This window comes from Paenibacillus sp. sgz302164 (genome assembly GCF_056120505.1).
The window spans coordinates 72,293-85,604 of record NZ_JBVYOL010000020.1; the positions used below are offsets into that span (position 1 = coordinate 72,293).

Sequence of the window (13,312 nt, forward strand, 5' to 3'; positions counted from 1 at the left end):
AAGAAGCATGATTTATTACAAAGAAAGGGGACGATAAAATGAAAGCAATCGGCATCTTGCTCGTAATCGTGGGCCTTGCTGGGATCGCAATGGGATGTGCTATGTTTGGGGATATAGGTGTTGCAGCTATGATCGGAGCAACTTCAGCACTACTATCTGGTATCGGTTTTCTACTTAAATCTCGGAAAACTAGCTCCTAACAATTGTCGTAACAAACCACTTCTACTTATCACAGAGAGGAGTACATAATGAAAATAATTGGCATTCTGCAACTGATAATTGGAATTACAGGAATTGCAATTGGAAGCACTATGCTAGGAGATATTCGTGTTGCCGCAATGATCGGAGCAGTGTCCGCCTTACTTTCCGGCATTGGGTTCTTGCTTCCCGAAAAAAAGACAACGAGAATCAGTAAAAAAATGAAGTACAGCCTAATCATTACAGCTACCTGTATCGTACTGCTTCTAGCTATTGGATTGATTTTAAGCAATCAAAATAGCCGCGTGGTTAGTCGAGACGAGCTCTTGACCTCGGAACAGTTCGAACAACTTTATACGAATGCAAAACCGTTAAAGGGCAATCAAGTTGACTTCTACGGACGAGTGTTTAATGCACCTGATCGGACTGAGAAGTATCTTTCTTTCCAAGTGTACGCTCAAAATGATGAAAACAAAAATACGATTGTTCGATTAAATGACACTACTGTAGATATTCAAAAGGGTGACATCCTGCATATTAAGGGTGTGGTTCACGATATGTTCCAAGGAAAAAATGCCTTTGGAGCAGTGATAAAGGCTCCAACAATTATTGCCACGAAGGTAATGAAATCGGATTATATAACAGCGTTCGCTCCATCACTCCGCACGATTGAAGTCAATCAGAGTCAGGACCAGAACGGGTACATAATAACGATAAGTAAAGTGGAACTGGCAAAGCAGGAAACTCGTGTTTACCTCAAAATAAATAATAAATCTACAGACACTATTAATTTTCACAGCTACTCATCCGCGTTGATACAGGACAGCAAGCAATATGAGAGGTTAAATAACTCTAAGGCTAATTACCCTGAAATCAATGGCGATAATATTCATCCCGGCGTTACAACTGAAGGAATTGTAATCTTCAAAGCCGTTGACTTAAGCGGAGACAATTTCAATGTGACTTTCAAAGGCAGCAGCGACAACTGGAAAGTACATACAGAACCGTTTACATTTGAAATCCCATTAAAACGTGAAGTAGTTACTAAACCAGACCCTAATAAGGTCTCTTCAACTGAACTTGCTCAACCAGAAGGCGGCTTGAAGGAGGAACAATCCTCGTCCGGTAATGCACAGGGATCAGTAAACAAACCGTCACCAACACCTGAAAACAAACCATTACCAAACAGCCTGATAGGTGGCAGAATACCAGATATTCCATCTGGGATCGGAGACGAAGCCTTTACATTATTTGATTTAAATGGGGATGTTATAAAACAAGTCGATACGGGAATGGGCATTGCTTACATGTTCAAAAAAGTCACTTACTACACAACTGACAAATTAAATCTCAACGGAAATATTTCCAGCGGAAAAGTTACTGCTATTAGATTCGACACTGGGCAATCTTTCTTAGGAATAACGATTGGACAAACTCCACAAGAAATTATCAAAACACTCGGCAAACCGATCGATAGTGGAAGCGATGGGGATTACACAATGAATTATAAGTTTGGTGATTATCAGCTTTATATCACTGCTTCAAACGAAAATGCACCCACAACAACTGCTCTCTATAAAAAGGAGTAATCGATTCCACAAAACAAAATTTATTCGAGAAGATAAGCTTCAGAGAAGGAACTTATAAATTCAACAATTCTCATCCAAATAAATAACGAATGAGGTGGTACTAAATGGCTATTGTACTTATCGTGATCGGATTAATTGTGTTATCAGTTATTATTAAAATAGTTAATGCATCTAAAAAAGAAATAGCTTTATCAACAGAAATCGAGAAGTTAGGTGCCAAAGATGGTCTTTTAGCAACTCATGTGGAGGGTCTTGGACTAGGTGCTATAGAATGTAAAATTATACGATTTGACGACAAGATACTAATAGATGCAAACACTAATAAATTTGAAATTCCATTGGAACGAATTCGAGCTGCTGTTGCATTAACTGAACAGGAGATAATTGAGAAAAGCAAAAGTGTTGTTGGTCGTGCTTTAATCGGAACATTGATCGTTCCTGGCTTAGGTACTGTTATTGGAGGGATGACTGGTATTGGAACGAAGAAGAAAGAAGGCAAAAAAAACCACTACTTGATTCTAAATTATATTGATTCTAATGGTGCATTGGCTGCAGTAACTTTCCAGGACCAAGTAAGATTCATTATGGATAAATTTTGCAAAAACGTGAACAAGTCTATACCAGTAAATTCAGACGCAATACAATTATAAGCTTCTATTTTCATTTAAATTAGAATTGTTAACATATGCTCTCTGCATTCATGGATGTCCCGTAGCACTGTTTAATAGATCCATTCTAAAATGCCTCTTGTAATACTAGAATAGTGGGATTTACACAATCTAACATAAAAAGGACATATTATCATGACAAAAAAACTATTAGTCTTTTGCATCTCCCTCGTATTAACGCTTACTATTTCACAGACTGTGTTTGCATCTGGAATTAGCATAAGAATTGTCGGGCAAAAAGAAAATGTAGTGCACAGTCCAATAGTCAGGGATGGAGTGGCGATCTTTCCTATGGGGGAGATCCTTAAATTTCTCGACAAAAGCGAGACAGAAACAATAAACACAAATGAAACTCCAGTATTCTCATTCATAACATTCCAAGGGCAATGCTATAAAATTACACAAGGAAAGACAGAGGCTCAAGAATATGAAATGGATGAAACAGGAGCTTGCTTTAACCCGACGGGTAAGACTTATCAGCTTGAAAAACCAGCCTCATACCTAGATGATTATCGATTGGGGATTTATGTTCCATTAAGTTTCATCAGCAATATTTTAGCTAACTCTCAATATGGGAACAAATTTGAAACTCGTTACATAGATGATGCTTTAGAGTTCAGTATGCACGGATCAAATGAAACAAATCAGCCATTAAATCCAGTTAAACTTGCAATGAAGATCAACAGCCCTTGGTTATTAACAGAGGATGATGGAAAAAACTTTGACGATAACGACCATAACATCACTCCAGTTATCCGCGGCGGCAGTACTCTGCTTCCTATCGCACCGATTATCGAAAGATTAGGTGGGACAACCAAATGGACTAGAGAAGAACAAAAAGTTTCGATCAGTCTCGGAAAGGATACAATTGAGCTTTGGATCGATCAAAAGAGAGCTTCTGTAAATGGTGTGAATAAGGAGCTAACGATTGCCCCGACTATAATCAACGGAAGAACCTTGGTACCTGTTCGATTCGTTACCGAGAACCTTGGAGCAACAATTCGTTGGGACACAGACTCTCAGATGGTGTTGATTTATTACGGAGGCGCTAAAGAAAAAGAAACCGATTTATTTACCTTTAATTATCAAATCACCTTGCTCGATGCCTTCCAAAAGAAAGAAGATAATCGGAAGACTCTTGAAGATGTGGTGAAAGAAAACCAACAGAAGCACGAAGAGGTTCAATATAACGATCATGACCCATTAGATTATTACGGAAAAATGATACATGTGGGGGATACTGTCGGGTTAGGTACATTCGACGGAATCGTAAAAAAAATAAATGGAACCAAAGTACTTGTCTACTGGAATCATGCCAGCTTCATAGTGGAGAATGGCAAGGAAGAGGATAGTGCTGCATTATTCGGAATCAAGTGGCTGTCCGAACAATGGGTTGAGGCAAAAACGGTTACTGTTGGATCTGGAAACTAAAATCAAACTATAAGGGGAGCTGACATTGCTCCCCTTATTAGTGTAAACATCATATTACTCAAAGAACATTCAATTAAAAGCAACCCTTAATAGCTGCGTAAACTCTTTATCCATTTCTTCAACTAAATTAGGGATATGACCGTATCCCCAATTTACAGGAATGGTAACAGGGTTTATGCCGCTTTTTCTTATTTTTTTGATAATAGAGTTGAATTCTGCTACATCATCACTATTCTCCATATTTCCACTATACGCTAATCTAGCTTGATGTACAGATCGTTTTTGGTTCACAAGTTCAAGAACCTCTATCATTTTATCGATAGTTTTTCTTCGATAACTAAAATCTGATTTCACCCGTTTTTTTGCTTCTTCCAATGTAAAATAATCCTCAAATCCGACAGTTTTCTCATAATAATCATAAATCATTTTTCTCGCGATATCCTCATTTGCATAATTAATAAAATCGCGGTATTTCCATTCATACTTTTGCTTCATACTATTGGTTTTACCATTTAGACATTGAATCTCAAGGCGAATAATATTACAAGCATCTTCCAAACGATCATAACTTTCAAATTCGTTATACATTTGGTGCTCCTTATTATAAATATTAACCCCTACGGAATGATTTTGGGTTTGGATGTAAAAGCTGTTCTTATAGGCCACTTCTCTGCCTGATCTCTCATCCAATTTTGTTACGAGATAAAAACGGGCAGGAATGTCTGCTCTCCTAATCAGCTCCATATAGACTGTATGCAGTATCGATCGTATATTAATACAATAATCGATTCTCTTTACTTGATATTCGCCTATATCGTTAAAACGGTACATATTTTTACTAGGATGCATCTCAAACATCTTCTGGATTGGCTTCAAGATTTTTTTGAATTGATCACAGATCTCAGTAAAGTCACTTGACTTTGCAACTTTCACATATTCGTTTTGTTGAATAAGCACCTTAGGATTTAATCGTATTTCAATTGCATGATAATAGTTTCCATGGCTATCCTGATTAGATTCCTGTCCATGATTTGACGGAGCTTTAGTAAATAATCTTGTACGTCGAAGCATTATTATAATGCCATGATTTTTATATAGTTCATAAATATGCAAGTCAGGACAATTCGGGTCTGGAAAATGTCTGGATTTCTTCTCTTTAGATAATGCTGACAAATGGGATTTCACATTTGGAAAATCAAGCGGGTGAATGCGTTGGAATAACAGTAAGGTATGATACATAGTTACACTCCTTCGTTTTATAAAATATCAGTATTATTTCCATAGTTTTGTAATTTAGAATGTGTTTGTTACTACGCAGAAATGTGTTGCATACAATAGAAATCATTAGTAGTTATTATTGATAATATATATACATATATATCCATCTCCTTCAATTTGGTTATTTGCTTTTCTCTCTACTTTTGTAAATTAATTCACGTAAAAAATAAGCATACTCAATTGATCCACTTCGTACCCATTGATGCTTATTTTTATTAATTTGTTATGGAGAATTTAAAATAATATAAGATCAAATAACAAAATATAAGATGATTTAATCAACAGTAGAATAAAAAATTCTACTTGTGGATGGTGAAAAAAATGTATGATGAATACAATGAAATCCTAACTGTTCCCCAGCTTGCGGACCTCCTTCAAATCGGAATGAATACCGCTTATAACTTGGTGAATTCTGGTGAAATAGAATCGTTTAGGGTTAAAAACTCTCATCGAATACAGCGAAGTGCTGTTACGGATTATATTATTCGAAAGAGTAAACGAGTGAAAAACTTTGAAGGGAGAAACGGAGATTAATTTATGGATAATATCCCCAAGATATTTACCGATCATTATTTAATCGAGTTTTCAGACAAATTACATGAAATGTCTTTTTTAGAAAGTTTCGCGGTATTTAAAGAAATATTAAAACTAGAAGCCCATTATCGTAGTGAACTAGAATATATTATGGACAGAAAGGAATTGGGTAAGTATCTCGGTAAACAGGTAACTTTTTACCAGAGAAGCTTAGGTTCGCTTTTTTTAGCTAAACAGAAATTAAGTACAGAAGAACTTTCCGAGCCAGACTATCTTGTAAGACTGGTGGCCAATACGTATTCCACTGTGACTGTCACCAATGACCCGAATACTCAGTACGCTGAACTTTACACATTGATTGCGTTACTAAATTGCGTAAATATCTCAGATACTGATGAATCCTATCATCACCAAATTATTACGTTGTCTGAGAGACACTCGTTAAAACGATTTATAACGGATATCCCGGATCTTAGAGCAGGAGTTTTTTTTAGCAAGGTTATGATAGGGGACAAAGCCGCTGCGGACAAATATTTTAATCTCTATGATTTTATTCCAAATAAAGGTTATCAAAGCTATGCATACCGCTCCATGTTCTTTTGGTACAAGGGGGAACACGAAAAGGCTCTTGAAGATTTATTATTCATTAAAAACAACATCATAAACAAAAACAAGGACGAAGATATTCCAATGGAAATCGAGAATATCTTCAAAGGTATCTTTCGATTAGGCCATATACACAAGGTTATCACCCCGGAAGAAATAAATGATTTATGGCAGATCGTGAGATTACAAGTATCAGGAGGCGATTGATATCTTTGGCATAAGAATCTTAAACATCGAAGACATTAAAGAGAGGATGCAACTTCTTGGATTAACTGACTTTTCCCAAGGTAAGTCACAGGGAATCCTTAAAACGCCTTCTCTTAATGAGATTATTGACTTTGTTTATTATGAATGTCTCCCTATTTTCCCTCCTCAAGTGATAGAAGCATTTATGCAACAAGATAGGATATCATTCTTCAAAAGCAGCATCCAAGAACATCTTCATTTTGTGATTCGAACAAGAATGGATTTTGAATATCACTTGAAGAACGGACCATATAGAAGCCTATATGGCTTAGTGAATACTTATGTAGAAATTAATCCGGACAAAAAATATTATACTTATTTGAATGATATCAACGAAATTTATAAAGACAATTATTATAAACCTACCAAACCTCTTGGTTCTGGTTCAACTGATCACTATCAATTCCCAAGATTCATCGAGGGAACATTCGCTCGTACAATTGCATCGAAAACTAAGAATCCTATGTATTCTCAAATTAAAACAAATTACAAGAATCTGACACAACTCCAACAATTACTCTCTGAACAGACAGAGAATGAAATTCATAAATCCGTTTCGGATTACTTCATTGAGTCAACATACAACTTTGATTTCCTGAAGTATGTGTCAAAATACCTATCGAATAATCAGGTTGTAACAATTGACCGTTTGAAAAACATTCTTCTCTTCGGCCTACTTCCTAACATATCTACTAGGGTTGAATTTATGGATATATTACTAGCTCATAGCGATTTCTGTTCGACAAATATTGATATCACTGAATTCATTGGGCAATACTTCCAAAAAACCGAATTAGCCACTAAAGGTATCCTATATTCAAGCAGAGAGAAAAATAAAAAGATTTTCACGAATCAGTATACTGCTGAAGGAATAACCGGTAACAGTTTGAATGAGTACCTTGAAGAATATAGAGAAACAAAGGCCAATCGTGTAATTGAGAATTGCCTACTCTCATTGACATACTTTGTCTTACCTACAATTGAGATGTATGCATATTACCTGGTGAAAGATATCTTCGCTAAGGATTTTCAAGATGAACAATTGACGAACGATATCCCCACAAAAACGGATGTTTCTGGTGAATTATCAGGGGATGAAATCGCTATTTTCGATTTGGTAGCTCCGATTTTGTATAAAATAAAGAAGCTAGAATTTGGATACCAATTAGACGTTAATAAAGAAGAAACTGAAGCAATAAAGGAAGTTAATTCTCTATTAAGAGACATTCCCATTTCTGAAGAATATAATAAAAAACCGCCTTTTCAAAGCATGTATAACCAGTACTTTATTTCACAGCAAATAGTGCAAACTTGCCGGAATGAAATTGATAAGTATTTCTATAGTGAGGTCACAACGGATACATTTTCCCGGAATTTTGAACGAGCTCACCTCTACAAAAAGCAATAGTCACATTCAATAGAAGGGGCTAATGCTGAGCAAAATACCAGCGCTGACCTAGAAATTCATTCTTTACTTTGGTATAGTGAAAAATAGCTTAAAAACAAGGAGGAATATAATTGAAAATATTGAATATTAAAGCACATGTTTGCAACTCTGGACCTTACGAAGGTGAAACAGTTGGTAGACCAGCTGACACAGGAGGTAAACCTGGTGAAAAATAATGCTTGATTTCTTTTATCACACTCTGAATTTACAAATGACGCTGGTTTTTAGTAACAATCTCAAATTACATAATCACAAAAAGTCCGCTGCAATCTTAGGCATTTCTATTATGTTATAAACAGCAAAGTAATACCATATCCAAGAATCATGGGGGAATCCCCCACGATTCTTGGATTTTTTTGTTTTTCCACTCTCCTCTTCTGCTATACCGCCGCCAAATAAGTGGCGGTTAGTTTGCTCTGATAATCAAATGAAGCTTTTACTAAAATGACAGTAGTAAGTCAAGAGAAGTCTTTCAAAGGAGGGATCAACATGCATAACCAAGCAGCTCATTTAGGCCGTTACCGAAGCATCAGCATAATTATTTACTGGATTGTTAACCATTCAATGAAACTGTTTCTCAGGATGTATCGTCTAGCAATGCTCTTTGAAAATTCATCAGTAATATCTAAGGCCTAGAACATTCAAGCAACGGAGGTGACCGAATTTGAAAATGTATAACAGAAATACACTTCAAATCAATGAGACTTTCAATCGGTGGAGACATGCACCAAAAACGTTAGATAAAGATGAAGTAATTCAGATTTTGCAAAAATGTCTAGACATAGGCGAAGTATCTAATGAGTATGAAGTAACAGAGCAAGGACTTTTCCGTTGGTTGGGCGATGGGAACAACAGGAAGCTTCATCTCCTAACTGATACTCTACCACTACCATACGCAGAAATCAGACATCACAGCGTTAAAGGAATCAGCCGTAAATTACAATTAATTGGCACAAGAAAAGGAAATATGCTTGATTCTGTAACATTAACTCCAGCGGAGCTTGCCAGTATGCGTTGGATTCGGGAAGTATGGGGATTTAAAGCTTGGATCTCTCCGACCATACCGAATGTAAACCAGTTCATTCTGGATTTTATCTATCGAATAAATGAGTACATCCCCGTTCTTGATGAATACAGCTATGTAGGTTGGACAAAAGAAAATCAGGGCAACCACATTTATATCACAGGGTCAGAAATACTTGGGCTAAATGACACCAGTCAGGTATACTCTGACGAAAATCTAAAGGAATTATCCATACCGCATTCCGATATATCCGAAAAAAAAGCTTACCATTTTGTATTTAATGTTGTGCTACAAACAGCTCGTACAGAAATCACTAATACTGCGTTATCCTACATGCTGCTAAGTTTAACGTCGTCTGCCTTTCAAGATGAAGTTTACAAACCGGATTTCCTTTATTACCTCTGTGGTCCTAGCGGAAGTCGTAAAACCAGTCTATCCAAAATTTTCTTTAATATGTACGAGCGATACCTGGATGCAGTACCAATAAATTTTACGGCCACACAACCAGCCATGGAGCTTATGATGGTCAAAATGCGTGATACTGTTGTCCTCATTGACGATATCGCTCCCTCTATCAATGCTACCGAGCGTAATGCCACGGAGAAAAAGTTGGAGAATATCGTTAGAGCATATGGTGATGCTGCCGGTCGTCAGAAGATGGGCTTGGGTGGTAGAGCAGATGATATGAAGCCGAGTGGGCTTGCTGTCATAACTGCCGAAGATACCATTTTCAAAAACCCCTCATCTATGGCTCGATGTTTTATAGCACATATCGAAAAAAATGATGTAAACCTTAAAGGCTTAACAGAAGCTCAGACTAACCGAGACTATTACCCAGCCGCGATTAAATACTATATAAAAGATATTGCCAGACGATTTTCAGAATACATCAAATCTCTAAAAGCAAATTTTTTGGAGAGTAAACGTAATTTCACAGATGAACATGTCGATGCCCATGGACGATTGATAAATACTGCCGCGTGGCTAGATGCAGCTTTCTGCGCATATATTCAATATGGAGAACGGAAAGGTTTTCTAACACATGATGAAGCTTATGATTATGCATACGAAAATAAGACTTTGCTTCATAAGTGGATCGAAACGCAAACTCTATTGCTAAAGAATAACAATGAAGTCGACATGTATATCTATGCATTGAAACAATCTATTGCTTCGAATCGAATTCGTATTCCAGAAATCATAGTAGTTGGCAAGCAAAATAGAGTACATGGTGAGCAGAATGGAGCAACAATAATCGGGTACCGAGATTTCGATAAATTATATCTTTTCCCGGATGTAGCGTATAGTGAAGTCCGCACTTTCTACGCCAAACAAGGAGTGGATTTTTCCATCTCACAGAGCTCTCTGCTAGATAGACTTCATAAACGTGGCATCCTAAGTCCGGACAACAACAAAGATGGTACTAAAACTGTTCGTATTACAGTCAACGGACAGAGGGTTAGTGTGATTCGGTTAGATCAAGATGCATTCCGATGGTGGGGCGAAGAACATCCATTGTATAGCCCAGATCTATAATTACCTTGGCAGCTTGGCAAGATAGTTAAAATCCAGCAATGACAACATGTTAACCTACCAGGCAAGTTTGGGCAACTACCCAAACTCCCTAGAAATGAGGAGAAAAAATGGATAATCAACAACCCAAAGTCTATCGTAAAAGAAATCATAGTGTTCATGAGCAACTTGCTGTTGCCAATGTTCTGTATCGTGATTTTTGCAATAACAACAACGATCTTTCATCTCTAAAGAGATTACGCGATGAAGCGGAAGACGGTAATCCTTGGGCTACTTTATGGTTGGGAGATTGCTATTTGAAAGGGATCGCTAACAACCGAGATAACAACATCGAAAAAGGACTAAAGTGTTTGGAAAGCTTGGGAGATTTTCCGTTAGCTCAGTTTAAACTTGCCCAGTGGTATTTAGAGGATGATCAAAACCAAAAGAAGGGCAAAAAGTTGCTTAAGATGGCTGCAGAAGGTGGCCTTGTAGATGCACATTATTTGCTTGGGAAACATTATATTTCTGGTGAAGTTTTCAAGCAAAATGATGCTAAAGCCAAGTACCACTTAAGAATAGCCCGTGATTTAGGACATCCTGAGGCTCATAAAGAACTTAAGCGTTTCGATTAAAATGCACTTGAGCCCCAAAATAGTGGGTGCTTTTAATAATTACAATTCGAAAAAGCAATCGATTGTCAAGCCAAAACGTCATTAATACGTCTTTCCCCCACTGATAAATATACATTATTTATGTATAGTATGGCGAATTGAGGTGTACTAATGAGACAAATTAACGATGACACTTTGTATTTTACCGACGAACAGCACAGATTAAATTACATGAGCTGTATCGAAAAGTTTGGCTGTTTTAATCGAGAGTATTTCTCTACTTGTTACGTTGCAGCTCATCCGGAAATTTTCAAGTGCTATTCAATCGATCAACAAACGGATGGCCCATTTGACTGGTATTTTGATTATCTTTCTTCCGAGTCTGAGCATTATCCCAGTAATAATACCAAGGACAACATAGCACCTTTAACAGGCCAAACTACTGCACTTGTTCATCTAGCTCTAAATCTCTGGAACGGCCATAAATTCGATCTTGCAGAAGGCATTTCGATCTGGGATTCCGATCTTTACAAAGTTGCACTGCAAGCAATCGACCTACGAAGACATAGATCAGAATTCATCATCCCATTACATTTTTAGGAGGTCGAAACATATGAACAATACATCCGTTATTGCCCCATTCAATGTTCAACAAAATCAACATCACACTTATAACACACTCACCTTTTCGGAAGCTTGGGAAATCTTCTTTCAAGGTAAAATATCCAAGGACAAGCTTTATAGCGAAGTAAGGGCCGGGAGGATACCCCATTTACGTGTAGGAACAAAAATTTTGTTCAGAAGAACCACGTTGGATGCATGGTTTCAACAGCAGGAACTTAATAGCTTACGGTAAAAAATGAGTATGGCTCGGAAGGGCTCGTGTCGCTCACGAGTCTTTCTGATTTCCAAGTCAATAATTGAGACGAACGGTAGTTCTGAAACAGGAGGTTATTACATGGCAAGTATAGAAAAACGTGGTGAAAATTCCTGGAGACTAGTAGTTGAAGTCGGATACGATGCAAGCGGAAAACGAATAAAGCGCTATAAATCCATCAAGATTGAAGATACGGCATTACTGAAAACAACGAAACGCTTGAAGGATTATCTCAACGATGAATTGGTTAAATTCAAAATTGAGGTTGAAGCTGGAGAATATATCGCCCCTGAGAAAATGACATTCGAATCCTTTGTTCAAGAATGGGCGATCAAGTATGCCCAAAAGCACTTGGCAGAAAAGACTTTGTACACGTACCGATCACACTTGAAAAATAGAATCCTGCCTGCGTTCGGACATCTGAGAATAGACCAAATTAAACCACTTCATATCGTAAGCTTTATCGATTCCTTATCAAAAAAAGGAGCACGCTTAGGCTTTAGAAAAGGAGATTTATCAACCGGTACAATTGAAATCAATCATCGTGTACTCAAAAATATATTTTCAAGAGCAGTAGAATGGAAACTTATAAAGCAAAATCCGGTTTCGTCTATAAAGAAGCCAGTCGTTAAACACAAGGAAATCATTCCATACGACGAGAATGAGGTTCATGATTTACTTATCGCATTACAGAAAGAGCTTATACATTGGCGAGTAATGGTAACCCTGGCACTCACTACCGGACTCCGCCGCGGTGAACTATTAGGACTGGAATGGCATCATATAAATTGGGAAACAGGTGTGCTGGATGTAGTACAAAGCGTTTCTATGTCCCCCGCTGGAATCGCCCATGTAAAAGAGCCAAAAACAAGAAATTCAAAACGAAAAGTATCTCTGCCAGCCTCAATGTTAGAAGAATTACGAGAATATTATCTGTACAAAATTGATGAACGTAACAAAATCGGGGATAGGTGGCAAGGGGGTAACTACAATTTTATGTTCTGTCATCCAGACGGCAGAGCTTTTCATCAAGAACGCCCTTACCTGTGGTTTCGTGCCTTCCTCAAGAAAAATAATCTGAGGTACATCAAGTTCCACACACTCAGACACACGAGCGCGACATTGCTGATCAATCAAGGAGTCCATGCAAAGATCATTTCTGAGAGGCTTGGCCATGGTAATATTCAGGTCACGATGAACACTTATGGATTCGCCCTTCGATCCGCCGACCAATCTGCTGCCGATAAGTTTGAAACGATTTTAACAAGTAAAAAAGGGACATGAACCT

12 protein-coding genes are annotated in these 13,312 nt (G+C 37.4%); 11 read left to right on the forward strand and 1 reads right to left on the reverse strand.

What is annotated here, in order from left to right; translation table 11 throughout:
- The first annotated feature begins 248 nt into the window (after positions 1–248).
- The 3 genes from AC0LWT_RS28010 to AC0LWT_RS28020 all read left to right on the forward strand — a co-directional run bounded on the left by AC0LWT_RS28010 (position 249) and on the right by AC0LWT_RS28020 (position 3,886).
- Entirely contained in the window at positions 249–1,787 is a 1,539-nt protein-coding gene (locus tag AC0LWT_RS28010; RefSeq protein ID WP_474684579.1) for a hypothetical protein, read from the forward strand.
- 104 nt (positions 1,788–1,891) lie between these two features.
- Positions 1,892–2,437, forward strand: coding sequence for a hypothetical protein (locus AC0LWT_RS28015; protein WP_474684580.1), 546 nt, complete (start codon positions 1,892–1,894; stop codon positions 2,435–2,437).
- A gap of 153 nt (positions 2,438–2,590) precedes the next feature.
- Positions 2,591–3,886 carry a stalk domain-containing protein gene (locus tag AC0LWT_RS28020; RefSeq protein WP_474684581.1) on the forward strand — a complete coding sequence of 432 codons (1,296 nt, stop codon included), beginning with the start codon at positions 2,591–2,593 and terminating at the stop codon, positions 3,884–3,886.
- Positions 3,887–3,955: 69 nt separating this feature from the next.
- Here AC0LWT_RS28020 and AC0LWT_RS28025 read toward each other — a convergent pair whose 3' ends face one another.
- Positions 3,956–5,125 (reverse strand): hypothetical protein, encoded by a 1,170-nt coding sequence (locus AC0LWT_RS28025; RefSeq protein ID WP_474684582.1) that lies wholly within the window; start codon positions 5,123–5,125, stop codon positions 3,956–3,958.
- A 360-nt stretch (positions 5,126–5,485) separates the two neighbouring features.
- On the opposite strand from AC0LWT_RS28025, the gene AC0LWT_RS28030 reads away from it, so the two are divergent.
- The 8 genes from AC0LWT_RS28030 (at position 5,486) to AC0LWT_RS28065 (ending at position 13,308) form a co-directional block, all read left to right on the forward strand.
- On the forward strand, positions 5,486–5,698 hold the full coding sequence (locus tag AC0LWT_RS28030) for a helix-turn-helix domain-containing protein (protein WP_474684583.1): 213 nt from the start codon (positions 5,486–5,488) through the stop codon (positions 5,696–5,698).
- Between the two features lie 3 nt (positions 5,699–5,701).
- Positions 5,702–6,511: a hypothetical protein gene (locus AC0LWT_RS28035; RefSeq protein ID WP_474684584.1), complete on the forward strand. Its 810-nt coding sequence runs from the start codon at positions 5,702–5,704 to the stop codon at positions 6,509–6,511.
- Positions 6,512–6,557: 46 nt separating this feature from the next.
- Positions 6,558–7,958, forward strand: coding sequence for a hypothetical protein (locus AC0LWT_RS28040; RefSeq protein ID WP_474684585.1), 1,401 nt, complete (start codon positions 6,558–6,560; stop codon positions 7,956–7,958).
- A gap of 703 nt (positions 7,959–8,661) precedes the next feature.
- On the forward strand, positions 8,662–10,557 hold the full coding sequence (locus AC0LWT_RS28045; RefSeq protein WP_474684586.1) for a hypothetical protein: 1,896 nt from the start codon (positions 8,662–8,664) through the stop codon (positions 10,555–10,557).
- A 107-nt stretch (positions 10,558–10,664) separates the two neighbouring features.
- The gene (locus AC0LWT_RS28050) at positions 10,665–11,168 is read left to right on the forward strand and encodes a tetratricopeptide repeat protein (protein WP_474684587.1); all 504 of its coding nucleotides are present in this window, start codon (positions 10,665–10,667) and stop codon (positions 11,166–11,168) included.
- 150 nt (positions 11,169–11,318) lie between these two features.
- The gene (locus tag AC0LWT_RS28055; RefSeq protein WP_474684588.1) at positions 11,319–11,747 is read left to right on the forward strand and encodes a DUF2538 family protein; all 429 of its coding nucleotides are present in this window, start codon (positions 11,319–11,321) and stop codon (positions 11,745–11,747) included.
- Between the two features lie 13 nt (positions 11,748–11,760).
- Positions 11,761–12,003, forward strand: a complete 243-nt coding sequence (locus AC0LWT_RS28060; protein WP_474684589.1) for a helix-turn-helix domain-containing protein — start codon at positions 11,761–11,763, stop codon at positions 12,001–12,003.
- 102 nt (positions 12,004–12,105) lie between these two features.
- Positions 12,106–13,308: a site-specific integrase gene (locus AC0LWT_RS28065; protein ID WP_474684590.1), complete on the forward strand. Its 1,203-nt coding sequence runs from the start codon at positions 12,106–12,108 to the stop codon at positions 13,306–13,308.
- Positions 13,309–13,312: the final 4 nt, after the last annotated feature.

Bases quoted from the DNA above. Each gene is read 5' to 3' on its own strand.
- AC0LWT_RS28010 (WP_474684579.1), top strand. From the start codon at position 249: ATGAAAATAATTGGCATTCTGCAACTGATAATTGGAATTACAGGAATT.
- AC0LWT_RS28015 (WP_474684580.1), top strand. From the start codon at position 1,892: ATGGCTATTGTACTTATCGTGATCGGATTAATTGTGTTATCAGTTATT.
- AC0LWT_RS28020 (WP_474684581.1), top strand. From the start codon at position 2,591: ATGACAAAAAAACTATTAGTCTTTTGCATCTCCCTCGTATTAACGCTT.
- AC0LWT_RS28025 (WP_474684582.1), bottom strand. From the start codon at position 5,125: ATGTATCATACCTTACTGTTATTCCAACGCATTCACCCGCTTGATTTT.
- AC0LWT_RS28030 (WP_474684583.1), top strand. From the start codon at position 5,486: ATGTATGATGAATACAATGAAATCCTAACTGTTCCCCAGCTTGCGGAC.
- AC0LWT_RS28035 (WP_474684584.1), top strand. From the start codon at position 5,702: ATGGATAATATCCCCAAGATATTTACCGATCATTATTTAATCGAGTTT.
- AC0LWT_RS28040 (WP_474684585.1), top strand. From the start codon at position 6,558: ATGCAACTTCTTGGATTAACTGACTTTTCCCAAGGTAAGTCACAGGGA.
- AC0LWT_RS28050 (WP_474684587.1), top strand. From the start codon at position 10,665: ATGGATAATCAACAACCCAAAGTCTATCGTAAAAGAAATCATAGTGTT.
- AC0LWT_RS28055 (WP_474684588.1), top strand. From the start codon at position 11,319: ATGAGACAAATTAACGATGACACTTTGTATTTTACCGACGAACAGCAC.
- AC0LWT_RS28060 (WP_474684589.1), top strand. From the start codon at position 11,761: ATGAACAATACATCCGTTATTGCCCCATTCAATGTTCAACAAAATCAA.
- AC0LWT_RS28065 (WP_474684590.1), top strand. From the start codon at position 12,106: ATGGCAAGTATAGAAAAACGTGGTGAAAATTCCTGGAGACTAGTAGTT.